We start from the raw sequence: 25,937 nt of genomic DNA, 5'->3' as shown, positions 1-25,937 counted from the left end.
ATAAGCGGGAAAACGCCCGTATTTATTTGGTATGCCATCCAAAGTAACCTTTCGTGAATATTGCTGTTTGCAGGATACGATGAAGGTCGTATCTTTTTTGCGTCCTGATGCCGCGCGACAGCAGCTTCTTAAGAGGCTGCTTGTCCGTGGCATTTTTGCGTCCAAAAAACAACATTAAAGGAGCTAACAAAAACTATGATGGATTTAAAAACCTCATCGACAAGAGGGCGCGAAATAAAATGCTCGCCATGTGGAGCAAGCAAACGAAGAAAAACGGAGGAGGGAAGAAATGAATATTAAATTCGAAACGCTGATCTATGTCTTAAGCCGACGGTTCAAGAAGGATATCATCTCGGCCAACTACGAAACCATGCCGTTACAGGGCGGAACTGTGGGAAAAGTGTACCTAGTAACGGGGGGTGCCGAAACCGCAGATAGCGAAAATCTTTCGTACCGTATCGTGTTGAAAATCCAGAAGAAATGGGAGCGTTACGGTGATCCGGGGTCATGGCGCCGGGAATATGATCTCTATACGTCTGAATTGGGAACGACGTTCTCGGATTCCTTCCGCTGGCCGACATGTTATCATGCCGAGATCAATGCTAATGAAGATAAATTCCAGCTGTGGCTAGAATTTATCGATGGTGTAACCGGTTTAGACTTGACCTGTGACATGTATGAACAGGCCGCGCTGGAGTTAGGACGCTATCAAGGCAAGCTTTATGTGGAGCAGCCTGCTGTGCTGCAGAGCCTGAGCAATCTGAGCCATGCGGATCTCATGAAGAATACGTATCTACATTACCGTTCATGGCCGGTCGTCTACGATTATATACGCTCGGAGGACTGCGAATTCCCACAGAACGTGCGGCAAATGCTCATCGACATCGATGAGCATGCCGACGAGATACTCGCCCGCATCGAAAGATTGCCCCTCGTGCTGTGTCATCGGGACTTCTGGGTGACGAACCTGATCTATGCCGACGGGAAAATTGCACTCATCGATTGGGATACATTCGGATGGGGCTACCTGGGAGAGGATCTCGCTAGCCTGATTGCGGATGAAGCTGATATCGATCACATGGTCGAAAACTACCAGCGATGTGTCCCGGCGTATTACAAAGGCTTTTCGGAGTATGCGGATGTATCACCTCTCGCTGATCATTGCGTCTACGAGCTGATTCTTCTCGCATTCGGGTACAGACTTGTGGAGTGGTATCTCTACACAGAGGACGATGACGAGAAGAGGAAGCATGTCCAAACACTCCAAAAAATATATGAAATTAGAGAGGGGGATATTACTTGAAAAGAAATGTATTATATATCGAAGATAATGAGAAAATAGGCAGCTGGGTAAAAGAAGAATTGGAACAGCGGGGATTTTCAGTCCAGTGGCTGCTTTCTGGTGAAGGAGTCGAAAAAGAAGTAAATCAGCATGAAGTCGTTATTTTGGATATCATGTTACCCGGTCTAGACGGATTTACGGTGGGAAAACGATTAAAAAGGAAAGCTCCTGAGGTTCCTATTTTGCTGTTATCTGCTCGAACATCGATTGATGATAAGGTAGATGGTCTACAATTTGCTGATGACTATTTAACGAAACCCTTCCATACGGATGAATTAGTTGCAAGATTAGAAGTGTTAATCCGTCGAAGAGGGGGAACACATTCCGAACGCATTTCATTAGGAGATCATATTGAAGTAGATCCGGAAGTCCAAATGGTATATGACAAACGCACAGGAGAAGAAATTATATTGACAGGGAAGCAACATCAAATTTTAATGTATTTCTTACGCCACCCTAATCAAGTTCTACCCAAGGAACAGATTTATGAAGCAATTTGGGGAGAACCCTATTTAACTGGTGATAAAACAGTGATGGTGCATATTCATCGACTGCGTCAAAAGCTGGAACGTCATCCCGATTCCCCGGAGATTATTGAAACGCTGAAGGGAATAGGCTATCGGGTGAAACGATGAAGCAGAATAGATCATTATTTCGTCGTTTTCTAAAAGTACATTTTCTATTTATCTTTCTTCCTCCCATTGTGCTTATTTTCTTCAGTGCGTTTGTTGGGTTTTCTGATATCCATGAAAAAGATCTAAATACGTTAAATCTATTTTACGTTACCGTGCTATTGTTTGGTTTTATTATTGTCACATTTGTTATATTATCTTGGCTGTTCTTCTTAAAACTTCAAAAACGTCTTACACGCTTACAGGAAGTCATGTCATTTTCAGCTCATAATAACTCATTTCCTAAACCAATACCTGTTCAAACGGATCGTATGGATGAAATAGACCAATTAGGAAGTTCTTTTAATTGGATGATTCAGCAGCTTGAAGATAGCCGTAAGCGAGAATATGAAGAGGAATTATTACGTCATCGACTTATTGCAAATTTATCTCACGACTTACGAACGCCACTGACCATTTTGAGAGGACAGGTCACCAGATTAAATAAAGAATCCATGAGTTTAGAAGGACAAAACTCGTTAGCAGAGATGAACCATACGATTACAAGAATTGGAGATCTAATGGATGATTTGCTTTCCTATACATTGCTTACATCAGGGAAATATCCTTTTGAGCCTACACCAACAGATATTGGACGTTTAGTAAGAGCATCGGTAGCTGCGTGGTATCCTGCTTTTGAAGAAAAAGAAATTCAGCTCGATGTTGATTTACCAACAGAGGAAACTTTTTATTGGGAAGCAGATCCTAAATGGATGACACGGGTTCTGGATAATTTATTTCAAAATATTCTTCGTCATGCAGCAGAGGGGAAATATGCAAACATTGTGGTTGATGTAGAACAAGAACAGATCATTGTCGCAGACAGAGGACCGGGTATGGATAGCTCTCCCTATGAGCGTGGGGCGGGGATTGGTTTATCGACTTCAAAGTATATGTTGAAAAAAATGAAGCTGAAAGCTGACTTTACATCAAATGAAAATGGCACAAGCGTAGCTATTGGTAGAGCGTAACCTAAAGTTAACCCAGAAGTAAACACCATGATTACCGGGATGTAACTTTGCTTCTTTATAATTTAGAACCATAACAGAAAGGAAGTGTTATGGTTGCTGACAATTAATAACTTAGTCAAACATCGCGGAACTGACAAAATCTTATCCGGCATCAGCTTTAAAGCTAGACCAGGCAGAGTAACTGGTTTTTTAGGTCCAAATGGGGCAGGTAAAAGTTCTACACTTCGCATTCTACTTGGATTAGATCATGCCACCTCAGGGAGTGCACTGATTAATGGAAAGCCGTTCGCAGAATTACATAATCCGCTAACAACAGTTGGTGCAGCACTTGATGGATTTGGAGCTCATCGGATGCGAACAGGACGGGCACACTTGCGTTGGATTGCTCGTGCCGCAGGATTGTCTCGGTCACGTGTCGAGGAAGTTCTGGAAATTGTAGGTCTTACGAATGCAGCTGGGAAAAGAGTTGGTAGTTATTCCCTTGGTATGGGGAAAAGACTTGGAATGGCAGCTGCACTACTTGGGGATCCCCAAATATTAGTTTTAGATGAGCCTGTAAATGGACTTGACCCAGAAGGAATCCGTTGGATTCGGACATTTTTACGTGAACGTGCTCAGTCTGGAAACACGGTGCTACTATCCAGCCATCTGATGGGAGAGCTTGCAGAGACTGTTGATGATGTGGTGATTATTCATCATGGAAAAGTCGTTGCAGATGGGACACTGGAAGAAGTAATAGGTAATCATTCCACGCTGGAGGAAGCTTTTTTTGCCCTGACATCTGAACATGCAGGTGATGTTGTATGAGAGCGCTCAACGCGGAACTATCTAAATTGTTCTCCCTCCCAGGCATTTGGCTTGCCTTTCTTATTGGAGCATTGGCCCCAGCGGTCATTGCTGCCTTGGACAGTATAGTAGAAAAAGAGGATATTATAGCTGGAGTTAGCACACGGCTAGCGGAAATCGGCTATTCGGGATTAGGTTTTGGTGTGCAAGGTGTCATTATTCTTGGTGTGCTTTCCGTCAGCAGTGAGTATTTGACAGAGAGCAGTGAATCGGGTGGAGGGCAACAGATTACAACAAGTTTAACGGTTGTTCCATCCCGGCCTCATTTCTTGATGGCCAAAGCAGGTGCTGTGACAGTGACCAGCATACTGCTTTGTATGGTTGCTATGATGACAACGGTGTCAGCAACACATCTTATTCTTGGTGAATACGCCCCTGCATTTGAAGCATCTAGACTTATCGGCGTGGTTTGTTACTGGACATTCACTGCTCTTTTAGCATTTGGGATCACTGTTCTAACTAAGAATGGCATTATCCCGCTTACAGTACTCATCATAAATTCATCCGTTATATCATTTAGTTTCCTGCTTTCTAAGATTACAAAGTTGGCATTTTACTTACCAGATCGGGCTGGCATTGAAATGTTTATGTCCTTTAACGACGAATCTAACGCCATTTTCAACAGATTTCACACCCCATTCACAGCCGGTTTAGTCATGTTAGTTTGGGTAGCCGTTTTTTTCATTGTTGCAGTTATTGTATTCCATAGGAGGGATGTTGCAGCATGAGTATCTCTTCTAGTAAAAAGATTACAAAAATCCTTGGTGCTGAACTGGATAAATTAGTTTCATTACCATTGATATGGCTCACTCTTATTGGTACATTCATTCTTAATTTAGTTTTAGCCGCAGCTTTTACTTCTGCTGGTCTACAAGGGGCAGCAGGAACGCAAAGTATACTGAATATAGGACTTGCTTCTATGGGATATCTTCAAGCAGGGTTCATTATTCTTGGCATCTCAGCTACTTGTTCGGAGTATACTAGTGGACAGATTCGAACTACTTTAACTGTGATACCCTGGCGTGGATTTCAATTATCCGCGAAGCATTTGGCATTGGCAGTTATAACCATTCCTGCGGCTTTTATTATTGCTGCATCAGGTATACTATATACTTTTATGATGATGAGAGACACAGCAGTAGGGTTTGAAATAGACACAATGATAGAAACATTAGTAGGAGCAACAGGCTATCTAACATTAACCACACTTCTCAGTGCAGCTATAGGTGCTTTATTAAGACGAACCACTCCTGCTTTAGTGATGCTACTTGGTTATTATTTCATTATCAGTCCCTTGTCGAGAGATTTTCTACCTAATTATTTTCCGGATACGGCAGGATATTATATGTATATGCCCGCTTCCAATGATGAAATAAATGTCCTTACACCGATGCAAGGTACAGGTATTTTAATGTTATGGACACTGATCTTTATTAAAGTAGCTATTATATTTTACCGTCAACGAGATGCCTAAATTTAGGCTTTATATTTTTAGTCTAAACGCAGAAGTACTCGAACAAGAACAACATACGCTTAAGGAGTCGCGAAAATCGCGGCTTTTTTTGTTATGGCTTTAGCCAGTTGAGTGCGTGAAACGCGCGAAACAAAAAACCACCCGCTATGCGGGTGGAGGGATCGAGGGTTTGACCAATAAGACCATCCCGATAGAATTGAGATGTTCAGGCTCAATTGAAAGGAATGGTCTTAGATGGCAAACAAGAGCTATAGTCTAGCTCACACGAAGTGGATGTGCAAATACCACATTGTGTTCACCCCGAAGTATAGACGGAAAGAGATCTATAATCAAGTGAGGAAAGACTTAATCGAAATTTTCAAACGTTTATGTAAGTATAAGGGAGTGGACATCCTGGAAGGTCATATGATGCCAGATCATGTACACATGCTGGTAGCGATCCCCCCAAAGATAGCCGTGTCCACATTCATGGGATATCTGAAGGGGAAAAGTTCGCTAATGATCTTTGAAAAGCACGCGCAACTAAAGTATAAATATGGGAATCGAAAATTTTGGGCAGAAGGCTATTATGTAAGTACAGTGGGCCTAAATGAAGCAACCGTAGCAAAATACATTCGTGAACAAGAAGCACATGACCAAGCAATAGATAAGTTGAGTGTAAAAGAGTACGAAGATCCGTTTAGCAGTAACAGGAGCAAAAAGAAATAAACCAGTTTAACTGGTTAGTGAAAGTGACAAATTACACTGAGCCTGAACAGATTTGTGGTCAGGCTAGCGTCTTTAGGCGCAGTTTGGCAACAGGGGGTTATACCCCAAGTGCAAACCACCCGTTGGACGGGTGGTCATGATTTTTACGATATAAGTTCTTCCTTGACGGCAACGGTTATGAACGAGACCGGTCTTTATTGGATGCAGTAGTGCTAAAGCCAATAGGACCTACGCTACAATTGAGGGAATTTATGAGACATGCTGCTCGCAGAACAACGCATAGGGTGAGGCTACTCATCACATAATACTACTTGAGGAAACATTGATTTCTCAATAATCGCCATTCTCACAATATGAGGAGGTGTAATGTGATGAACAAGCAAAATGATGCGAAACATAACTCCAAGCTAGTAAGAAGGAAAAATGGTGTTCCAAACCAAGTGGTCATTTTTTAGTGATGAAGAGCAGCCGCTTGCGCAGCAACGGAATATAATCTCGCCTAGGGAGTGATAGATGTATGAGTGAAAAGGGATGTATCAAATGTGGAAGCAGAGACGCCAGGACGAAAGAAGTAGCAATGACCGGCACAGGACTTTCCAAAATGTTCGATATTCAGCATAATCAATTTATAGTCGTATACTGTGCAAATTGCGGGTATTCCGAATTTTACAATAAAAAATCTTCGGCCGGTTCGAATGTTCTTGATTTCTTTTTCGGTTGATAGGTAAGGCAACAGTATAGTTTAACAACTGTATCGTAAAATTGGGATCTGAGAACTAACTATTTTCTGGCGGATTTTTAGAACATTTGTCGAATGAGTGGAAGTCAGAAGGAATTTAAAGGGGGGATTTCGTATATGGAAGGAATAGGACTACGCTAAAAGGGTGGTTATATCATGCATACGTCAATTATTCGAACTGTGGAGGAATTATCCAGCATAGAACAACAATGGCGGGATTTCATTCGTCATACAGAGAATCCTGAAATCTTCGCAACGTGGGAGTGGATGAAAACGTATATTCATCACTTGATGGATCCTTCGAAAGAACTCTTCATTATCGTCGTTACCGATCAAGATACATGCGTAGCTATAGCTCCTTTATGTGAAGTGAGCGAGAATATCAAATGGCGCAGGATAAGTACACTGCAGTTTATTGTTACCGGTTTAGGGGAAGTAAATCGTATTTACATTCATAAAGACTATCATGGCGTGAAAGTACTCAACCAAATCACCCAAGTACTTCTGCAGCATCAAGATGAATGGGATTGGATCGATTTGTATAGTCTGCAATCGGGTAATCCGCAAACAGAGCTGGTCAAGCATTTCTTCGGTGAATCATTTGATCTGTTCGAAAGAAAATTATCTGTTGCCCCATATATTGATTTAAAGCAATATAATGATAAGAAGGCCGATAAGAGCAGGATTAAAGCAATTGAACGCAAAGAGCGGAAATTATTACGGAATCATGATGTAACCATTAAAATCCTTGAGCCCTTTGATCTGCAAAAATGGAGCATCTTTATCGAATTACATAAACAACGTTGGCAGGATAGTTGGTTTAACCAACCTGATAATCAAGCTTTCTTTAAAGAAGTCTTGTTGCAACTCCACAACCAAGAATGCACATACCTCTCTTATCTTGAAATAAATGGCCATACCGCTGCAGCTTGGCTCACCATGATCTATGCAGACAAAGCATATATGTACTTGATCGCATCACCTAAGCATTACGCGGAATATGGAATTGGATTAGTATTGACCAATCGGGTGATTCGTCATCTCATGGATACTAGTAGCTGCTTGCGAGAAATCGATTTTCTAAGCGGTCAGCAGGATTATAAATTTTACTGGGCAGATCGTTTGAAAATCAACTATCATATCCGGTTCATTAACCGAGCACGTAGAACTAAGCTGCTTCGGGCCCATTCCCTCATTCAATTCAATAAGGCGCGATTGAAATCGCTACTCACTCAACGTTAACTCGCTAATATCTTCTTCAAAAAGATTTCAAATATGTTCACGTTATTAACATTCACTTTGAATTCGTAATATTCACCATAATCATATGAATAATCACCATATATCAAAGAGCTGATGAAATGTATAATAATCTCCTAAGATGCTGATAGTATGCCAATCCTTGGTACACGAATAAACTTGATGAAGATCATGCAGAGAATAATGACAATGATAGCATACCCTAGGAGGAGAAGGAATGAACAAGCAGCAAAAAGAGATCATGTGGTACAGGAATCCAGCAGAAAGATGGGTTGAAGCTCTGCCGATAGGAAACGGCAGATTAGGAGGAATGGTATTCGGCGGAGTGAATAAGGATGTTGTTCAACTCAACGAAGAGACGATTTGGGCAGGACACTATCAGGATAGAAATAACTATCAATCAGCTCAAGCACTTCCCGAGATCCGAAGACTTCTCTTTGCCGGTGAGACTGCCAAAGCTTCTGAGCTTGCCCAGAAAGCAATGGTTTCAAACCCCAAGCGTTTTGATTCCTACCAGCCTCTAGGAGATTTAACCATACAAATGACGAATACAGTTGAATACAGCCACTACTGCAGGCAGCTTGACCTCGGCAATGCCGTAGCTTCCGTACAGTTTAAAGATAACCAGACAAACTTTAAAAGAGAATATTTCTCATCAGCGATTGACCAGGTGATTGCCATTCGATACGAATGTGATAAGCCAGACGGATTAGATTTGTCCGTAACGCTGACCCGATCTCAAGAGTCAGTTAGCCAAATATTTTCAGAAGATACAATAGGTCTTGTTGGGCAGTGCGGGGATAATGGCGTTGCCTTTAGCGGAGCGGTCAAAATCATTTGTGAGAATGGTACCGTGGTTTTGAATGACCGTAGAAGAGACGGAAATGAAATTATAGCGTTTGTAGAAAAGGCGGACCGTGTTACATTCTATATTGCCGCAAACTCCAATTATCGAGGAATGGATCATCGAGAAGAATGTATCCAAACCGTCCAAAAGGCGAGTGAAAAGGGATATCATAAAGTACGGGAAGATCATATCAAAGATTATCGGGCTTATTATGACAGATTTTCAATTGAGCTTTCATCTGGCGGCCAGAACGAACACGACGATGGGGAAGTATCTACCTATGAATGGCTCAATCAAATACGAGAAGGAAAAAACGATCCGGCATTTGCAGTTCTTTATATGAACTATACCAGATATCTGATGATTTCCAGCTCAAGACCTGGCTGTCTGCCATCTAATCTTCAAGGCATATGGAATGATCAGATGTGGGCACCATGGGAAAGCGACTTCCATACGAATGTAAATCTGCAGGCCAACTATTGGCCGGTGGAGGCTTACCATTTAAGTGAGTGCCATACTCCTGTATTTGATTGGCTTGAAACATTGGTTGCTCCGGGCAGTCATACAGCGAAGGTATGTTATGATGCTCGTGGCTGGGTCGTTCATCATGCCTCGGATATTTGGGGTTCTACTGCCATATTTTTTGATATTGTAGGGATATGGCCGATGGGAGCTGCTTGGATGTGCAGACATTTATATGAGCATTATCTATATAATTTGGATGAGTTATTTCTTAGGGAGAAGGCGTATCCGCTCATCAAAGGGGTGGTCAGATTCCTTCTTGACTTTATGGTAGAAGCGCCTGAAGGTACAGCTTGTCCTGGAAGTCTGGTGTGTAATCCATCGCATTCTCCTGAGAACTATTTTATAGCACCTGACGGTTCGATTGGCATATTCACCTATGGAGCCACGATGGATACTGAAATTATTTACGACATTGGCACGATTTGTGTTGAGATTATCGATATTTTAAGCATACATCAAGCAGGATTTGATCATAGCTTTAAGGAAGAGATCATGGCAGCACTCAAGAAATTGCCTCCTGTAAAGATCAGTAATCGTACTGGAGGCATTCAGGAGTGGGCTGAGGATTTCGAAGAATACTATCCTGATCATCGGCATATATCGCAGCTTTATGGCGTGTATCCAGGGAAGATGATAACTCTGAATAACAGTCCAGAGCTTGCTAATGCGGCTAAATGTACAATCAATAGAAAGTATGAACACGGATATAATGGACAGGGATGGTCTCTTTCCTGGATCGCCAATGTATGGGCAAGACTTCTAGAACCTGAAAGGGCGATGGAGGCGTTGCAAGATATATTTCAACACCATATCCTTCATAACCTGTTTATAAATGCTCACGGGAATCCGCAAGTAGGGGACGCACAGGGGGTTCCAGCTGCCATTTTGGAGATGTTGGCTCAAAGCCATGAGGATGAGATTGTACTTCTTCCCTCGCTTCCTAAAGCATGGGCAAACGGAAGTGTGACCGGAATGAAGCTTCGAGGCGGGTACACGCTAGATATGTTCTGGGAGAACGGTTTGCTTACAAAGGCGACATTGTATCTTTCAGAGGTTACCATTCCTATGCCAATAAGGGTCGGCAGTGAAGGAAGGTACCAAACGATAAATAACGGTTCAACCCTATTGGTTATGCGGAACTAATCTTATACTGTAGGTGGTGCCAGTTGAATCATCAATCAGTTCAGTTTAAAGGCCAGAATTTTTTTGAATCCGGAGATTCTTTCAATATTGTCCGTGTCAACGAGAACGTCAAAGGGAAACAAACCTATCATTCTCATGACTTCGTTGAAATTTGTTATGTGTCTGAAGGCAGCGGTTATCATCTCATAGAGAATGAGATCAGCCCTGTAGCCCGAGGGGATTTATTTATTATTAATTATGATGTATCGCATACTTTTTACCGTGAGAATGAACTGGAACCTTTGATTACTTACAATATTTTGTTTAGGCCTGAATTTATTGACATAAGCTTAATTGATTTTAATGATTTTAACAGTCTTTCTCTTTCGTATTTATTTGCTAATGTGATGGATAAGCCGATGTTAAAGCCCGATCTCCGTTTGAATTACGATGAAAGTTTAGAAATTGAATTGTTGATTGAGAAAATGTATGATGAGTATTCGAAAAAAAAGGCGGGATACAGTTCACTTATTCGTGCCTACATGATCGAGTTCATTATCGCTATTATGCGGTTGTTCGATCAAAATCCGAAAAGCCAAGACGTGTATAAAAGGATAACAGCCATTGATTCAGCGATTGCATATTTAAAACAAAACTACAGTAAATCGTTAAGTCTAAATGATATCGCCGCTCATTCTTTTCTAAGCAAAAATTATTTCTGCAAGGTGTTTAAAGAGACTACTGGAATAACTGTCACCGAATATATTTATAAGCTGCGGATTGAGGAGGCGTGCGAACGCCTGAAATCGGCGAGTGTCAGTATGGCGGAAATTGCCTTGGACGTAGGGTTCAACGATTATAAATCATTTTATACCAGCTTCACTAAAGCGTTAGGCATGTCTCCAAGGGAATACCGCAACCGTTGCTTGAAAAGTTAGAAAATTGAAGATGTAGCCGCTTCTTCTGGAATTTGCGAAGAGGCGGCTTTTAACAATGCATTTGAGTCAGTTAAGGACAGGCGCTATCCTGTAAATTCCTGGACCCATGTGTTGTTATAATAAGCAATACCGATATGAGTATAGCTATTATTCAGTATATTTGCTTTGTGGCCAGGGCTATTCATCCACTCCTTCATAACCTGGGTAGGGGTGGTTTGCCCTTTTGCGATGTTTTCACCAGCGGTATTGTATGTGATTCCGAATTCTTTCATCATATCAAAGGGGGATCCATGTGTCGGAGAATTATGATCAAAGTAATTGTTATTGTACATGTCCTGTGCCTTGACCATAGCCACATTTGACAATTCTTCATCTCTATTCAAGGAACTTAATCCTGCTTTGGCTCTTTCTTGATTGACTAGATCCAGAACCTGTTGTTCAAAATCAGAGTTATCCGTAGTATCTCTTTTACCTTCCTGTTCTCGTCCTGCTGAATCTGTTGGCTCTTTATTTTCAGGGTTTTCTGTAGGTGCCTGGTTTGCTGGATTTCCATCCGGTGTTCGAATCAAATCCAGCAAATCCAATGGAATTCCATTTTGTGCTCCTTTTGTTGTAATAGATGATCTCTCTTGCCAAGATGTTGCTGTTGATGATGCTTGTGTGAGGACAGAGTTTGGTGCAGCAGCATGATCATAAGTTGAAATTTGTTTTTGCTTAGGAGTTACTTGCTTTTGTATCATATTGTTATGGGACGAACAGCCTGCTACCAATAATAATATTGTTAAAACGAGGAACTTTGCCATTTGCCAACCTCCTAGATCCGTTAGTTATTGAAGTTACCGGATTTAGGTTTTCCTGTATGCTATTTACTTATTCTCTTATAGGGTTTTTGAAGGGGGGCCTTACGAATAACAGTAGGTTCAAGTAATCAGAAGAGACGAAGAGGGGAAACCGAAATGAAGACGATCAAGCGCATGATGGATCACCTGTACTGGGCGAACGGACGCATCTTGGACGCGCTCGAGGAGAGTGAGATGAAGAACAAAGACATTCTGAAGCTGGTTCGGCACGTCGCGGTAGCGGAACGAGTCTGGCTGTCGCGTTTGCAGGGCAAGGGCAGCGCGCAATATTCGTTGTGGGAGGAAGCAGAAGACCTGACGGCGATCCGGAAGATATTCGAAGAAAACGCCGAGCAATATCGCGTCTATATCGAAGGTCTCGAGGAATCTGGGTTGGACGAAATGGTCGACTATGCGAGCCAGAGCGGGGTTCCGTTCCAGACGTCCGTCCGAGACATCCTGTTGCAGGTGCTCTTACATGGGCAATATCACCGGGGACAGATCAACCGGGCACTTCGGATCGAATTGGCAGAGCCCGTCCAAGTCGATTACATTGCGTTTGCGAGGCTCTAACGGTGCCTAATAATCACCATCACTCTGAATGGATTGACATTGACCTAAAGAACCTAGATAAAATAAAGAGACCATAGCTCGTGATATGGTCTCTTTATTATGAAGTGCTTAGTTAAAATACTAACGACGAAATTCGCCTCACTCACTTCAACTGTCCGTCTACGACCTACCGCTGAACCGTTTGATTGCTTCCTCGGTCACCGGCGTGAAGAGGTTAACCAGGTTGCCGTCGGGATCGCGAAACAGCACAGCACGGTTCCCCCACGGCATCGTGGTTGGTTCCTTTACCCACTCGTTGACAAACGGCTTTAAGCGCTCGTATTCGGCATCAACATCGTGGACGCGGAACTCGATGATGACAGTGTGATTGTCGGCCGCCACTGCGGAACCAGCGCCGAACAGTTGCACCGTCTGGGAGTGGCCGATCGCCAGGGTGCACGATGGCACAATGAGTTCGGCAAAGATGGGCGCGGGGCGTTCCGCCGAAACACCCATGACTTTCTCATAAAAATGGACGAGACGATCCACGTCGTCGGTAATGATGCGTACAGAAGCAAAATTCACGAAATACCATCCTCTCTACAATACCGTATCATATCATTTTGGGTCAAAATGCTTCGCATTTATCTCCTTTACGGTTACTTATTCCAAGTATACAAAAACACTACTGACAACATTATGTCAGTAGTGTTTTGACATTATCGATATCGAAATTTTTGGCATGTCAGGGAATCAGGAAGATTTGCGTCCATATCCTTCATAACGGATGGATATCTAACCGCTGAAACCATAGTTTTAGTAGTTTTGTTGCGCGGTATGAATGTCGGTGTAAGGTTATTGCGGGAGCGCCGTACATTGCATTGTTAATCCTATGAAAGCCATACTACCGACATAAAGTACAAAATTCCCTGTAACTATGAAATGTGACTCGATTTGACTTTGAAGCTGACACGACCGAGAGCCGTTATAAGAGGGCCTTGGACATTTGATTTGCAATGTAGACAGTATGCAGATAGTAAGCACACACCATTGGATGGATGTTTACCGGGTAATTTTATATGATTTCTTTTCTAATTAAATCAATATAGTTCATCAGTTCTTCGATGCCTTTAAATTGAAGGAAAAGTTGTTCATTTAGATTTTCCAAAACAAGTTGAAGAGAGCGTTCGATTTGACCATAGCTGTGTGTATCTAAATCATGTAAAAGCTTCTTCATATTTTCTATATAAAAAACGGTTTTTCTTAAACTGCTAATGACTAGAATTTTACGTAGTTCAGGCATTGTGAACATCCTATAACCATTGTTTTTGTTTCTTTCTGAATGAATTAACCCTTCGTGTTCCCAATGCCGTATAGCTGAAGTATTTACGTTTGCTATCTCGGCGACCTCTCCAATACTCATAAATTCTTTTAATTTTATTTTTTTAAATTGGTTAAAATCAGTAGTCTGAATCATAGTGAGTATTTCTTCCACTCTTTGTCTCTCTACTTGTATATGGAATAGTTGTTCATTTACTAACCAAAGAGCCATATCAAACTTTTTTATTCTAATCATTCTCATTACTTCATAAACCACGGGGATTTCATACCCTTTTAACAAAGTTCTAATAGTATTAAATGCTTGGAAATGAACCGATGTATAGATGCGGTGATTACTTTTCGTTCTTGGTACCTCTGGGATGAGATCTTGTTCTTCATATCTTCTCAAGGTTGTTGTGCTGATATTTAAAATTTCCGCAATGTGTTTTGGGGTGTATTTATCCATTTTTAATGCTCCTTCTTTAAAGTAAAAGATTCAAGTGCTACAATAACATATTTTATTCAAAATCCTATCATTAAAGGGAAATTAATTATAAAACCGAAAGATTGCATGAATGTTATATGCTAGTAGTATAAACAATTTAGGAGTGATTCACATGGAGAGAATCATAAAACTTACGGATGGAACAGAAATAAAAGTTGGATTAGTTGGAAATCCCGTTTTTAAAACAATCATGCTTCCAGTAGCTAAAGAATCTGTTTATGGACAAGAAGCCGAAAACTTAAAGTTGTGGGGAGTTGATCCTGAGCTAGGAAAACACTTTATTGAGGGACTGTTAGACGAATTTCAAGTTTTATATTTTGACTATGAAGGACATCGTTTTCAAAACCCCAATCCAGAAAATCTTACACCTGATAACATTGTAAATGATTTGATATTAATTGCCGATGAAATGAACGTTGATAAGTTCAGCTATTATGGTTACTCTTGGTTGGCTTTAGTTGGCTTACAATTAGCCATTAGGACAAATCGATTAGAAAGTTTAATTATGGGTGGTTTCCCACCATTGGATGGCCCATATAAAGAAATGATGGTAGTTACCAATAAAACGTACCAACAGGCTTTGGATAATCAAAATTCTCCTGTTTGCGATGAACAAGTAAACCTTGAAAGTCCAGAAGAGATCGATTGGGATAATATAAAGGTAAAGATTGATACGAATCAAACCAAACAATTTGTAACGATGTACAAAAATTTAATGGATTTTGATGATCGAAAAATTCAACATCAATTATCTATTCCAAAACTGACGTTTGCAGGTGAGAAAGATACAATTGTTTATGGAGAAAACTTTGGGAGTGTTACAGTTGATATTGTAGGTATCTTACAGAAAAATAAAGAAGAATTAGAACACTCGGGATGGGATGTAGAAATAATAAAGGGAAATGAAATGGACCACACCAAGGCAATGCAACCAATAACAGTTCTGCCATTGATAAAGGCTTGGTTGATTGAAAAATTAAAATACCCTATCAGGAAAAAATAGTCATCCTAGAAAGGGCTTTGATGCTTACAGTATGTACATAATGACCGCAGTGGTGTATATTACAACATGCTGGTTAATTAATCTAAAGAAATGAATATGACCAAAATAAGAATACCGCATGTAACGGAGTGATCTATTGAGCAAATCAAAAGGCAAGGGTGGAACAGGTAGAGGCACAGGGAAGAAAGGCTAGACCCGCTGGGACGCAAAAGCCCGCCGGGCCAAAAGCACCCCGAAGCCTTATACGAGTAAAGGTACGAAAAAATCCAGCGATGCTAAAAACGAGGGAACTACCTGACCTATCTGAAGTTTATCTGGGTGGCAGTATATGAGTCGCGGAATCCGCGGCTTTTTTTTGTTGTAGGCTTTAATATATATGTCTTTCTCGAGTTCTACTGCAATTGCAGCCCCTTCGTTAATACCTTTGATTTTGTATAGCTTTGTACCCAACGGGATATTAAAAATCTTATCTATAGATATTATGGGACACATCCGTCGAAGGACAAGAACTTGTACCGATTGTCATGAGTTTTAGTTTGGTAAAATAAACCTATAATGCAAATCCATCTGAATGGAACGGGCAAAGAAGGCAATTAAAGTGTGCTGATTTGATATCCTTGACTACGCTTCATTAAGCTAACGGGCAGAATATTTCAAAAAACAGGTATTCTCACCGACAACGAAATGACCTATATCACGATGGCAGGGAAGGAAACGCCACAATTCGATGAGGTCACCGTTGTTAATGCACAGGGAACGGAGTATAACTTGAGTCGTTCCTTTGCATTGTGGGGCAGTTCTGGGGACTGGACTGCTTCCTTTTGGCACAAAGGAAAGCTGGATGTGAAGGGAAATATTAAGATTGTTCTCCACCAGGAACCCACCATTGGAGTATCTGCTCATCTGGAGAAAGCGGAGTCCTGCTCCAGTTACGCAGAACTAGGTAAGACCGCCACGGCAAATGGAGTAACGATCACAGCGATCACCGACCGAATAGAAGAGAAGGCAAGGGTATCGTTGGTTTCTCCTCCAATGGAGGGCTTTAGCATAAGCGATTACGGGATAGATGGTGTGCACATGCATGATGAGAATCATAAGCTGCATGTAATCGACGGCACTAGCGGAGAGAGGGTTAAGATTGAACGCATTCCAGGCGTAAGTGCGCCTGCAAGCGATTTTTATTTTACATTGAGGGAAATAAAAGAGGATGCTCATTACACACTTACATTGCCTGAAATTAGCGTCACTTATCGGGATGAGGTGTCGGTCAAGCTGCCGACGGTAGCGCAAGAACACATGGATAAAACGTTCCAGCTCGCTGGATTTCCAGTGACCGTCACAAAGACGGGGAAAGTCGCGCCAAACAGCTTACGTGTGTACATGGACCTTCATTACAGTGAACAAGCGCTGCTTCCCTCTATCTTTTTGATCTAGATGGATTGAGCTCCATAGCGAAGCTAAATGAGCAAACCGGTGCAATCGAATATATCGAATTTGCAATCGAGCCGGGCAGCAAGCAAGTGACTCTGAAGCTGGCACAACCCAGCGTAGTCATAAGAGGGCCTTGGACATTTGATTTGCAAATGTAGAACATTCGATACTGCACTAGTGCATCTTTATGCATATGGTTTAAGTAAGAGCGATATACTGCTACCATGACCCATTATGTGGTTAAGGGTGAGATATTAAATTTACTAACGGGTAGAGTTAATGGATAATTCTGGATTATATGAACTTCGCATGATATCATTTAGTGAGCATGATATGCGAACTTCGCAGATATATAAGTTATTTGCCAATTACCGGTAAATATTAAATATAATATTTAAGGAGCCATTCCTGTAATGAATTAATTTGAGGTTTGAATAAAAAGAGCGTCTCCTGTATGCTGGGTTCCGAATGGTCGACATTCATTCCCTAAGTTAGAAGGAGGACGCTCAATATGAAGTATAAACAATCTAAGAAACAGAATCAACGTATTGAACAAATTACCGAAAATACACTGGTTATCGGTGCAGACATCGCCAAAGAAACCCATGTAGCACGCGGGATCGATTTTCGTGGGATCGAATTGGGAAAAGATTGTGTATTTAAAAACGACCGTTCAGGTTTGTTAAAACTAGTATCGTGGATGAAGGAACTTCAACGGCAACATGCCAAGACTGACGTCATCTTCGGCATCGAACCAACCGGACACTACTGGTTTACCCTGGCTGAGTTTCTACAGCATGAGGGCATTAAACTAGTTATCGTAAACCCTCATCATGTTAGCAAGAGTAAAGAACTTGAAGACAATTCACCAACGAAAAACGACTACAAGGATGCCAAGGTTATTGCAGATCTCGTTCGTAACGGCCATTATTCGGAGCCCCGGCTTCCAAAGAGCGTTTATGCGGATTTACGCATCCTCATGAATCATCGAGAAAAGGTTATGTTAAACCTGGGTCAAGTCCAAAGACGGATTCAAAATTGGCTCGACCGGTTCTTTCCTGAATATCAAAACGTGTTTGCTGACTGGGAAGGAAAAGCCTCTCTCATCACGCTTGCAGAATTTCCTACCCCGCAAGAAATTGTAACACTTGGAGCTTTCACAGTTTTGAAACGGTGGAAACAAGAGGTTAAACGGGCGGTTGGCATGAAGCGAGCAGAGAAACTGGTTCAAGCAGCTCAGGACTCTATCGGCCTCACAGAGGGTTTAATGGCAGCCAAGATTGAATTGAAGAACTTGCTGGAGCAGCATACTTTGTTTACTCGGCAGATAGACGACATCATGAGACAGGTGGTAGAACTGCTTGAACAGATCCCTGGTTCGGAAGAAATGCTAACGGTTCCTGGGGTTGGAGTCGTAACATTGGCTGGATTTCTGGCCGAGGTAGGCGATCTCAAAGGATATAATCATAGTCAGCAGATTATACGGCTTGCGGGCTTTAATCTAAGGGAGAACAGTTCTGGGAAGAAGAAAGGGAAGTCCACGATTACCAAACGGGGACGGTCTCGACTTCGAGCTTTACTGTTCCGTGCGATGATGCCCATGGTGGCAAAAAATACAGAATTTAAAGCGCTGCATCACTATTACACGAAACGAGCCCAGAACCCGCTAAAGAAGAAACAATCTATTGTAGCCTTATGTGGAAAACTCATTCGAGTATTGCATACGTTGGGAACAAAACAGATACGCTACAATGCAAATGACGTATTGGGACCGGTACGCCAGTCTCAGCTACAGATGGTTGCTTAATTCAAACATTAACGATTCATCTTGCTTCACAGTGCTTAGACTTCAAACGCGACAAACAGAAGCACGGAGTAGCCGCAGATTTTTCATCATAAGGGCAACGACCCAGTAAAGGAGCAAGAAGCGGCATCCACCCCTTGAGAGGTAGAACGAAGGAATGTGAGGGCATAGACCCAGTGTGACATGGGAGGGTAAACCGTCGAGGGAATTGTGGATATCCAAGGTGCGATCATAGGTACCATCCACAGATTGGAAAATGTGTTCCAGGCTTTATTCCCGTCACCGGTTCCTCGAGAAAAATATGTCATAACAGCATGATATCCCCATCTCTTGAGAACATCGTGTTTGAGATTCTAAGAAAACGTGAGCAAATGAAAGAAAACATTAATTTATAGTGGGAGATAATTTATGAAAGATAAGATACTCTTATTATTTTTTATTACGATAATGCTTTCTTACATCCTTTCAAAATGAAACTAATCATAGTCCTCTTTAAAAAAACACTTGAATAAAATTCCACTTATATTGACATTAGGTAAAATACTAGAATAAAATAGAATCAATTGGAATTTATTAGTATATCGAACGATTATCTGTTTATATTTTAATTTCTTGGAATGAAACTTTGGAGGGAAGGAGGAATGCATCCATATGAACTCCAAAGAATTATATGAGCGAGAGGGGTGAGAGTCTTATACTTTTTAAAAAATATAAATTCTATATCATAACTTTCCTCGTTCTAGCTTCAGTAATATTGACAATAAGCAACAGTAGTCACTTTCATAGAAGTCTACAAAGTATAGCTCTTCACGACGAACAAGATTTCAAGGTAACTTTACTTGAGGCATATAAGATAGGACAACTCAAAGCAATTAAATGGGATCCCATGGCAAAGTTATACTTAATATCTAGTGTTGACGGAGAATCAGGTTCTAATCAAGGATATGATGGAAAGAGGAGATATTGGAACATGATTTTTTCAGTTCCAGGTTCTCCTAAATCAATAATTTACACACTTCATGACAAAGAAATTATTAATACAATTCCAAGTGAGGATATGACAAATTATGAAGAAGTGTTTGAATCATTAGATGGAATTAAAGATAGTTCAGATATAGTTGAAGAAGCAAAAAGGGATTTAAATCCTGCCAAGGGTTGGGCTACTGGGTTATACATATGTACAAAATACGAGTTTTGTGAATATGATGTACAATAAACCGTGTAAAACGATTTTATCGGTTCATATTATTTTACAGCTGTTCTCATCTCTCCATCAATTTAATATTCCCTTCGCTTGGCCCCGATCATACCTCAGTTGATTTGCTAAATCTTCCCCATATACTAGATGGAAAAAAAGTATCTGAAGGATATCCATAATCTTCTCCTTTGATTATTAATTCCATCGGCACTGAAAAAGCATCACCAACTAATAATGCTGAACCTGTCGTTAGATACGAAATACGTTGTAATTGGGAATCACTAATATATGGGATACTTCTTCTCATTTGTTCTAGGTCAACATTACTTCTAATTCTGTGTAGAATGAAATTATTGCATTGGGATAACACAGTTTTGGATAGTTCACCAGGTCTTTGACTTGCTAGAAACATGAAAATTCCGAATTTCCTACCTTCTTTTGCTATTTGTTCGAACATTTTAATAGAATTAAAAATGTCAGTATCGCTTTCGGTTATATATTTGAGTGTTTTGCATAATTCCGTTTCAGAGAAGAAGCGATAGCATATTCACTGTCGTTAAGGGGTAATTTTCGAAAATGGTATTATATGGGTGAAGAAAAGGGCAGACTTGCAGAATTTTAGAACAGCTCGTTTTTTAAGCGGCAGCCCGTTTTGAATGATGAGAAACGGCGAGCGCAGATGCAAGCAGAACAATGGCATTCAAATACTGGTGAGTTGTGACTTTCTGAATGCCCCGGACATGTGCGGCGTCTGCCGTCAAATAGGTTTTCAATCGGGAGTTGCAGCGTTCTACGCTGGTTCGTTCATTGTAAAGTTCCTTCCAACGCTTTGTATCCCGATGAGGGATGCTGTATCGCCGGAGATCATCCTTCGCATTTACTTTGACGACCATTCCATAGTTTGAAGACGAGCAGGCAGCCATGCCAAGCGGACAGTCGACTTTACCCGTGGCATGCGGGCAGCGAAATTTATGCATATCGCCGTCAACTCCCCAGTATGTCATCGCATAACCCATGGAACAGCACGGTGTTCCGTTCGAGGTCATGCCAGCAGGCGGTTCCTTCTCCCCCCGCAGATTAAGGGGAATGATGGCTTGTGCCTTGACGTTGCGGGCGGCCTCATAAACTTTCATTTGGTCGTAGCCCGCATCGAGTATGAAAAATCGTGTGCTCGTCCTGGACGCTGTTTTCTCGATCAGGCCCGGCGCCATTTCTCCATCATTGACATGCGCCGGCGTTACTTCCAAGGCGATCGGCAATTCACTTTTCGTATCGACCGCCAGATGAATTTTGTAACCAAACCATGTGATTTTATTGCCGAAGGAATCAATTTTTGCGCCCCAGTTCGCATTACCCGTTTGCTCGCTTTTGCGTTTGGGCTGCTTTTTCTCGTAAGCGCGGAGAGCGGCGCTGTCTATGGCGACGTTACTGCCTTCTATGATACCTTCCTGCTGACAGCGTGTGACCAAATCCTCAAAAAGCCGTTTTGCCAAGTCCTTTCTCGTCAGTTCTGAGAAAACTCGGCTTAATGTGGATATGGAAGGAGCTTCTCGATCCAGCGGAAGACCACACTGATAACGAAACCGGAGATCCGTATCCAAACGCTTATGCAACCCTGAAAAGGTACTTATTCCTTCAAGCGGCGCAGCCAAGAGTGCTCGTAGAATACCTTGTCTGCAGTATCCCTCAGCGCCTCGGGGTGAACGGCTTCTCAGTTCCTTGGCATACGGTCTCAGATCGAGAGAACTGAAGAAGATCGGCAATCTCTCCTTGGGTTGAATTTTTAAAAGTTCTTCGAAGGAAAACAGACATTCTTGGAGAATATACAAAGTGACTTCCTCCATCCTTGAGGTTTTTGGGTTTGGTCACTTGAAAACTTCTCCAAGTTGGGGTGAAGTCCCTTTTTTATGTCCGAAAATCCTTACGGCTCAAGGCCTCAGATTACTGCAAAACGCTCATTTATGTGCTTCGTCAAAAATAAAATGGTAAAGTGAATCGCCTTTTATTTTACTAGCCCGTTGTTCTTTTTGACTATTATAAGTTTTTTTTAAGATATAACTCGTAAAGAAAAGTAAGTCTTTATTCTCTAGACTTGCCACCTTAAATAAGGTAAAACCTTTTTCAAAATTACAAACTTCATTGAATTTATTGATTTTTTGTTCGTTGTTATCAAAAATTGATCCAGAATAAGACGCAATTAAATTACTAATACGTGTCATTAATGTGGAACAGTATGAACGAATTTGAGTATTACCTTTACTTTCTTCAAATAAAAAAGTAAGTTCTATTCCTAACTCTAAATTTTTCAGTTGAGTTACTTTGCTAGTTGAACTTTCTAAAAGGGAAAAAATTAACTCTTTACAATTTTCATAATCATGATTCGAGTTGATTCGAATGAAATTTTTAATAGCATTGATGAACTCTTGTTCATCAAAATTATTAAAATTACCAAATTGAGAATTATATGTTTTAAGTATACTTTTGATACCAATATCATTTATATCTTGAAGCAAAGAGACTATTTTAGTTCTCTTACCTACAACCTCTGTTTGAACATTATTATAAAGTTCTAATGCACAATACGCTTTTACCCAGTCACAAATGGAAGACTCATTGTTTTCAATTAAATTAGCTAAACGCAGTCCATTCATCAAAACTGGGAGTTGCACTGCATTAGAAGGCTGTACTAAATTAATCCAATCATCTGGAGACAAAGTATTAAGAGGAATTGATATTTCCGTTAGCACATCAGTAATAGTAGAGATATTGCTTGGCAAATTATCATATTCATCATGAACATCAAATATTATAAACTTTGCAGAATTAATATCTAAAGAAAATTCTTTGGCTGATAAAATTATTTCATTTAAAAGTTTACGTACTGTTGTTGACTTGCCTGATCCTGTATTACCTAAAATACACATATGATTCGTAAGTAATTTATCCAGTGCGAATTTTGGAGAGTAATATTCATGGCTAGATAATAAGCCTAACGACAAGGAAGGAATGTCATCATCAATTTTAAAAATTTGGTTCATATCTAAAATATCAGTTAGATAAACATCATTACCAATCATCGGGAATTTAGATAAACCAAATTTAAAGTTTTCCTCTTTTATCTCCCCAATTGGTATTGCTTCAAAATATGCCTTATTATAAAATTTTGATTCATCTTCATTATCAAATGGCTTTTCTAATTCCGCTAAATTAATAATTTGGTAAATAAATTTTTGATGTAATGATTTATATATTGTAACAAAAGAATTTATCCCCTCACAAATATATAAATCTCCCTGGAAATTATAATTTATCTTATTTGTATCTGGTATTTCTATTACAATTTTATTAGTGTATACCTTGCTTATAACTCCAATACTATTTCGAGTCTGCATTATTGATCCCATCCTCTAGCAATTGGATAACATTACTGAAATAATGTCCATCATTTAAATTATTAAAATTTCCGCCGATGAAGTGGAAATTGCTTTTTTCTTTGTGTTTCTCAATAAATAATTTAGCATTTAGCTCATTTTTATTGCCAAATACAATTAGATTAAAATCATCATGCTGAAGAGACTGGGAAATTAGTTGATTGATATGCTCATCGGGGAATCCATATCCAATTACTATAAGTGTTGAGTTTTTTCTTTGCATATGATTAGTGAATTCTCTGAAGAGTTCAGAGTAAGGACTCTGTTGAGACTCAAGATGTTTCTGTAAAGTTGGATAAATCAAAATCTCTTGAGAGTAATTAGCATAATCAATGTCTATATTATTACTTTGCTTTATTGCTTGATCCTTTTCATCAAATCTCCAGTCAATAGAACCGTGGATTTTAAATAATTTTACAAACCGTCTAACAGCACTCCATTTTTCTTTGTATCTATTTTCCTCGTCAACGAGTCTAAATCGAAACACAGATGGATCAAATGTTCTAGAGACGAATCCCTTAAAACCATTTGTATAGTGTATCCCTAACATCTCAAGTGATACTTCAGAAAACAAATCATAATTAGTAGTAAAAATGTTAACAGGAGATACTTGCTTATTAAATTCTCGAAAGCTAAAAATACTTCTATAAAATCTCAGATATAAGTCTAATGTTGCAATAGTATTCAAATCTCCTGTTGTAGGTTGATCATCTGTTTTCACGTAATAATCAAGTTTTATAGATTTTAAAAGAAACTTTTTGGTAGTTTTAAAGGCTTCTTCAATTTTCTTATAGTGATCGCTTCCCGGCTCAAGAAAATTCAAACCATGATTTAAATGATTCAAGAATCCTTCAATATCTCTATTATCCGCATTATATTTTCCAAGAACATCATTTAAGAGGGGTTCACTCCTCTTTAATTCCATAAAAGTATTACCCATTAATTGAATAGCAGGTAGCGAGCAACCAGAACCAAGCAAAAAATTTAAATTTTCAGATTTACTGCAAATTTGTCTTAGAATGATAGATATATCTTTTTTCTGATCTTCAAATTCTGTTCCTTCATTTATATCCTTATTGTTTCTTAAATGATATAAAAAAGGTGTTATTGCGGAAAATGTCATTTCATCTCACCTTTTTGTATTTTCTCTTGAGTATAATTTTCGCCATTCCACTTCTAATTTCCTTTTGTTCTCAAGTAATCTTCCTCTATTCAATCCAGCATGTGACTAGTTGTTGTTTTTCCATTTGTACCTGTCACTCCGATTAACTTTATTTCAGTACTCGGGTAATCGTTCAGATGATTAGCGAATACGGCCATTGCATAACGGGCATTCGGCACTTTGATCGTTGGCACGCTGATGCTGATGTTGACATCATGTTCTACTACTAAGGCAACTGCCCCCGCCCTAATAGCTTCTTCTACATACTGATGTCGGTCTTCTTGGAAACCTGGAATACCTGGTATACAAACGAATAAATCTCCTTGCCGAACTATTCAAACGTTAATGTATTCGCTGTTATTCGCAAGCGTTTCCATTTAACCGAAAAGCAGAATCACTAAGTTTTACTATGTAGATTTTATCCCCTTTACATTTTGGCTGTTAATTCGATGTAACATTTCTGTTCGGCTATGCACTTCTAGTTTGTTATAAATATGCTCTAAATGAGCTTTTACTGTGTGAAAACTAATATTGTTGTGTTTGGCAATCTCCCGGTTGGTCATCCCTTTTTCCACAAGAGCAACAATTTTCCTTTCTGCCAAGGTCAGTTTTAAAAGAAGGTTTTCTTTCTGACAGGTTTTCGTTAATGGCGACTGATCAGAATTAAATGCTTGGGCTCGTAACGAATTGTGATAGCTTAAGGCTAGATGTCGGGAAAGAAGACTCACGATCTCCTTATCACGAGGTGAGAAATCTCCCTCCTTCTTCTCTCTAAAAAGTCCAAGGCCACCAACCAGCCTATTATTGTAGTACAGCGGAACTGCTAACTCATAATAAAGGTTTTCTTTACGAAGAAAATCATTATAGTAAGTGGTTTGCTCATACTCATGAAAACTCATAATATCTTCGATGGACATAACCCCGGCGATCCTCTTCCCGGGTTTACATACGTCTCTGAATATGTCAAAACGATCATATCCCTCAGTGTAAGTATCGCACAATCTCTGTACCTTGTTAATACCAACAGGGTTCGCCAGTTGTTCGTGCTTATCAAGCGTGAGGAAGGTAATGTGGTGATACCCTGAGCCTAATTTTTCGGACAGAATTTCCAGAATTCTCTGGCGATATTGTTCCTCATAGTGATCCATCATAAAACACAAATCAAGTATCATCTGGTAGTCCTCTATTGTAATGTGTTTCATTCTCCACCCACATCTCTTTTATCGCTTGTTAATAATATAACATAATA

24 protein-coding genes and 2 pseudogenes are annotated in these 25,937 nt (G+C 40.2%); 18 read left to right on the top strand and 8 right to left on the bottom strand.

What is annotated here, in order from left to right; genetic code table 11:
• Positions 1-146 precede the first annotated feature (146 nt).
• The 12 genes from BFJ94_RS25325 to BFJ94_RS06030 all read left to right on the top strand — a co-directional run bounded on the left by BFJ94_RS25325 (position 147) and on the right by BFJ94_RS06030 (position 11,443).
• Positions 147-293 (top strand): hypothetical protein, encoded by a 147-nt coding sequence (locus tag BFJ94_RS25325; protein ID WP_162944071.1) that lies wholly within the window; start codon positions 147-149, stop codon positions 291-293.
• Positions 290-1,303: an aminoglycoside phosphotransferase family protein gene (locus BFJ94_RS06080; RefSeq protein ID WP_120461854.1), complete on the top strand. Its 1,014-nt coding sequence runs from the start codon at positions 290-292 to the stop codon at positions 1,301-1,303. Before BFJ94_RS25325 ends, BFJ94_RS06080 begins: the two co-directional genes overlap by 4 nt.
• The gene (locus BFJ94_RS06075; protein ID WP_120461853.1) at positions 1,300-1,977 is read left to right on the top strand and encodes a response regulator transcription factor; all 678 of its coding nucleotides are present in this window, start codon (positions 1,300-1,302) and stop codon (positions 1,975-1,977) included. Before BFJ94_RS06080 ends, BFJ94_RS06075 begins: the two co-directional genes overlap by 4 nt.
• Positions 1,974-2,984: a HAMP domain-containing sensor histidine kinase gene (locus tag BFJ94_RS06070; protein ID WP_120461852.1), complete on the top strand. Its 1,011-nt coding sequence runs from the start codon at positions 1,974-1,976 to the stop codon at positions 2,982-2,984. The genes BFJ94_RS06075 and BFJ94_RS06070 overlap by 4 nt, the downstream gene beginning before the upstream one ends.
• A gap of 93 nt (positions 2,985-3,077) precedes the next feature.
• A complete protein-coding gene (locus BFJ94_RS06065; RefSeq protein WP_120461851.1) occupies positions 3,078-3,791 on the top strand; it encodes an ABC transporter ATP-binding protein in 714 nt (237 codons plus the stop codon).
• The gene (locus tag BFJ94_RS06060; protein ID WP_120461850.1) at positions 3,788-4,558 is read left to right on the top strand and encodes an ABC transporter permease; all 771 of its coding nucleotides are present in this window, start codon (positions 3,788-3,790) and stop codon (positions 4,556-4,558) included. The genes BFJ94_RS06065 and BFJ94_RS06060 overlap by 4 nt, the downstream gene beginning before the upstream one ends.
• Positions 4,555-5,304, top strand: a complete 750-nt coding sequence (locus tag BFJ94_RS06055) for an ABC transporter permease (RefSeq protein ID WP_120461849.1) — start codon at positions 4,555-4,557, stop codon at positions 5,302-5,304. Before BFJ94_RS06060 ends, BFJ94_RS06055 begins: the two co-directional genes overlap by 4 nt.
• A gap of 234 nt (positions 5,305-5,538) precedes the next feature.
• On the top strand, positions 5,539-6,012 hold the full coding sequence (tnpA, locus tag BFJ94_RS06050) for an IS200/IS605 family transposase (RefSeq protein ID WP_120460925.1): 474 nt from the start codon (positions 5,539-5,541) through the stop codon (positions 6,010-6,012).
• A 517-nt stretch (positions 6,013-6,529) separates the two neighbouring features.
• Positions 6,530-6,733 (top strand): zinc ribbon domain-containing protein, encoded by a 204-nt coding sequence (locus BFJ94_RS06045; protein WP_021260544.1) that lies wholly within the window; start codon positions 6,530-6,532, stop codon positions 6,731-6,733.
• 174 nt (positions 6,734-6,907) lie between these two features.
• Positions 6,908-7,993 (top strand): GNAT family N-acetyltransferase, encoded by a 1,086-nt coding sequence (locus BFJ94_RS06040; protein ID WP_120461848.1) that lies wholly within the window; start codon positions 6,908-6,910, stop codon positions 7,991-7,993.
• A 235-nt stretch (positions 7,994-8,228) separates the two neighbouring features.
• Complete coding sequence (locus tag BFJ94_RS06035; protein ID WP_120461847.1) at positions 8,229-10,526, top strand: glycoside hydrolase family 95 protein; 2,298 nt, start codon at positions 8,229-8,231, stop codon at positions 10,524-10,526.
• 23 nt (positions 10,527-10,549) lie between these two features.
• Positions 10,550-11,443: an AraC family transcriptional regulator gene (locus BFJ94_RS06030; RefSeq protein WP_120461846.1), complete on the top strand. Its 894-nt coding sequence runs from the start codon at positions 10,550-10,552 to the stop codon at positions 11,441-11,443.
• A gap of 83 nt (positions 11,444-11,526) precedes the next feature.
• Here the strand turns inward: BFJ94_RS06030 and BFJ94_RS06025 are convergent, their stop codons facing one another.
• Complete coding sequence (locus BFJ94_RS06025; protein WP_162944201.1) at positions 11,527-12,246, bottom strand: CAP domain-containing protein; 720 nt, start codon at positions 12,244-12,246, stop codon at positions 11,527-11,529.
• Between the two features lie 153 nt (positions 12,247-12,399).
• On the opposite strand from BFJ94_RS06025, the gene BFJ94_RS06020 reads away from it, so the two are divergent.
• Entirely contained in the window at positions 12,400-12,855 is a 456-nt protein-coding gene (locus BFJ94_RS06020) for a DinB family protein (RefSeq protein ID WP_120461845.1), read from the top strand.
• A gap of 159 nt (positions 12,856-13,014) precedes the next feature.
• Here the strand turns inward: BFJ94_RS06020 and BFJ94_RS06015 are convergent, their stop codons facing one another.
• Positions 13,015-13,419, bottom strand: coding sequence for a VOC family protein (locus BFJ94_RS06015; RefSeq protein ID WP_120461844.1), 405 nt, complete (start codon positions 13,417-13,419; stop codon positions 13,015-13,017).
• Between the two features lie 490 nt (positions 13,420-13,909).
• Positions 13,910-14,620 carry a MerR family DNA-binding transcriptional regulator gene (locus BFJ94_RS06010; RefSeq protein ID WP_120461843.1) on the bottom strand — a complete coding sequence of 237 codons (711 nt, stop codon included), beginning with the start codon at positions 14,618-14,620 and terminating at the stop codon, positions 13,910-13,912.
• Between the two features lie 151 nt (positions 14,621-14,771).
• Between BFJ94_RS06010 and BFJ94_RS06005 the strand changes: the two genes are divergently transcribed.
• The 5 genes and pseudogenes from BFJ94_RS06005 to BFJ94_RS25320 all read left to right on the top strand — a co-directional run bounded on the left by BFJ94_RS06005 (position 14,772) and on the right by BFJ94_RS25320 (position 20,113).
• Positions 14,772-15,662 (top strand): alpha/beta fold hydrolase, encoded by an 891-nt coding sequence (locus BFJ94_RS06005; RefSeq protein WP_120461842.1) that lies wholly within the window; start codon positions 14,772-14,774, stop codon positions 15,660-15,662.
• A gap of 136 nt (positions 15,663-15,798) precedes the next feature.
• Positions 15,799-15,960 (top strand): annotated as a pseudogene (locus BFJ94_RS06000) (DUF3934 family protein).
• A 401-nt stretch (positions 15,961-16,361) separates the two neighbouring features.
• Positions 16,362-17,096 (top strand): hypothetical protein, encoded by a 735-nt coding sequence (locus tag BFJ94_RS05995; RefSeq protein WP_162944200.1) that lies wholly within the window; start codon positions 16,362-16,364, stop codon positions 17,094-17,096.
• A gap of 508 nt (positions 17,097-17,604) precedes the next feature.
• The gene (locus tag BFJ94_RS05990; RefSeq protein WP_120460554.1) at positions 17,605-18,900 is read left to right on the top strand and encodes an IS110 family RNA-guided transposase; all 1,296 of its coding nucleotides are present in this window, start codon (positions 17,605-17,607) and stop codon (positions 18,898-18,900) included.
• 883 nt (positions 18,901-19,783) lie between these two features.
• On the top strand, positions 19,784-20,113 hold the full coding sequence (locus BFJ94_RS25320) for a hypothetical protein (protein WP_162944199.1): 330 nt from the start codon (positions 19,784-19,786) through the stop codon (positions 20,111-20,113).
• Between the two features lie 617 nt (positions 20,114-20,730).
• Here BFJ94_RS25320 and BFJ94_RS05980 read toward each other — a convergent pair.
• From BFJ94_RS05980 to BFJ94_RS05960, 5 genes and pseudogenes are all read right to left on the bottom strand, one after another.
• A complete protein-coding gene (locus BFJ94_RS05980; protein ID WP_016311143.1) occupies positions 20,731-21,924 on the bottom strand; it encodes a transposase in 1,194 nt (397 codons plus the stop codon).
• A gap of 126 nt (positions 21,925-22,050) precedes the next feature.
• Complete coding sequence (locus tag BFJ94_RS05975; protein WP_162944198.1) at positions 22,051-23,487, bottom strand: helicase HerA domain-containing protein; 1,437 nt, start codon at positions 23,485-23,487, stop codon at positions 22,051-22,053.
• Positions 23,471-24,649 carry an SIR2 family protein gene (locus BFJ94_RS05970; protein ID WP_120461838.1) on the bottom strand — a complete coding sequence of 393 codons (1,179 nt, stop codon included), beginning with the start codon at positions 24,647-24,649 and terminating at the stop codon, positions 23,471-23,473. The genes BFJ94_RS05975 and BFJ94_RS05970 overlap by 17 nt, the downstream gene beginning before the upstream one ends.
• A gap of 92 nt (positions 24,650-24,741) precedes the next feature.
• Positions 24,742-25,023 (bottom strand): annotated as a pseudogene (locus BFJ94_RS05965) (UDP-N-acetylmuramoyl-L-alanyl-D-glutamate--2,6-diaminopimelate ligase); the annotation flags it as partial.
• A 72-nt stretch (positions 25,024-25,095) separates the two neighbouring features.
• Entirely contained in the window at positions 25,096-25,860 is a 765-nt protein-coding gene (locus BFJ94_RS05960; protein ID WP_162944197.1) for a LuxR C-terminal-related transcriptional regulator, read from the bottom strand.
• Positions 25,861-25,937 lie beyond the last annotated feature (77 nt).

The organism is Paenibacillus aceti, assembly GCF_003614185.1.
GTDB classification, from domain to species: domain Bacteria; phylum Bacillota; class Bacilli; order Paenibacillales; family Paenibacillaceae; genus Fontibacillus; species Fontibacillus aceti.
Note: the sequence above shows the minus strand (reverse complement) of the source record. Positions and strands in the feature narration are given on the sequence as shown.

Bases quoted from the DNA above. Each gene is read 5' to 3' on its own strand.
- BFJ94_RS06080 (WP_120461854.1), top strand. From the start codon at position 290: ATGAATATTAAATTCGAAACGCTGATCTATGTCTTAAGCCGACGGTTC.
- BFJ94_RS06070 (WP_120461852.1), top strand. From the start codon at position 1,974: ATGAAGCAGAATAGATCATTATTTCGTCGTTTTCTAAAAGTACATTTT.
- BFJ94_RS06060 (WP_120461850.1), top strand. From the start codon at position 3,788: ATGAGAGCGCTCAACGCGGAACTATCTAAATTGTTCTCCCTCCCAGGC.
- BFJ94_RS06055 (WP_120461849.1), top strand. From the start codon at position 4,555: ATGAGTATCTCTTCTAGTAAAAAGATTACAAAAATCCTTGGTGCTGAA.
- tnpA (WP_120460925.1), top strand. From the start codon at position 5,539: ATGGCAAACAAGAGCTATAGTCTAGCTCACACGAAGTGGATGTGCAAA.
- BFJ94_RS06045 (WP_021260544.1), top strand. From the start codon at position 6,530: ATGAGTGAAAAGGGATGTATCAAATGTGGAAGCAGAGACGCCAGGACG.
- BFJ94_RS06040 (WP_120461848.1), top strand. From the start codon at position 6,908: ATGCATACGTCAATTATTCGAACTGTGGAGGAATTATCCAGCATAGAA.
- BFJ94_RS06035 (WP_120461847.1), top strand. From the start codon at position 8,229: ATGAACAAGCAGCAAAAAGAGATCATGTGGTACAGGAATCCAGCAGAA.
- BFJ94_RS06025 (WP_162944201.1), bottom strand. From the start codon at position 12,246: ATGGCAAAGTTCCTCGTTTTAACAATATTATTATTGGTAGCAGGCTGT.
- BFJ94_RS06020 (WP_120461845.1), top strand. From the start codon at position 12,400: ATGAAGACGATCAAGCGCATGATGGATCACCTGTACTGGGCGAACGGA.
- BFJ94_RS06010 (WP_120461843.1), bottom strand. From the start codon at position 14,620: ATGGATAAATACACCCCAAAACACATTGCGGAAATTTTAAATATCAGC.
- BFJ94_RS06005 (WP_120461842.1), top strand. From the start codon at position 14,772: ATGGAGAGAATCATAAAACTTACGGATGGAACAGAAATAAAAGTTGGA.
- BFJ94_RS05995 (WP_162944200.1), top strand. From the start codon at position 16,362: ATGGCAGGGAAGGAAACGCCACAATTCGATGAGGTCACCGTTGTTAAT.
- BFJ94_RS05990 (WP_120460554.1), top strand. From the start codon at position 17,605: ATGAAGTATAAACAATCTAAGAAACAGAATCAACGTATTGAACAAATT.
- BFJ94_RS25320 (WP_162944199.1), top strand. From the start codon at position 19,784: ATGGCAAAGTTATACTTAATATCTAGTGTTGACGGAGAATCAGGTTCT.
- BFJ94_RS05975 (WP_162944198.1), bottom strand. From the start codon at position 23,487: ATGCAGACTCGAAATAGTATTGGAGTTATAAGCAAGGTATACACTAAT.
- BFJ94_RS05970 (WP_120461838.1), bottom strand. From the start codon at position 24,649: ATGACATTTTCCGCAATAACACCTTTTTTATATCATTTAAGAAACAAT.
- BFJ94_RS05960 (WP_162944197.1), bottom strand. From the start codon at position 25,860: ATGATACTTGATTTGTGTTTTATGATGGATCACTATGAGGAACAATAT.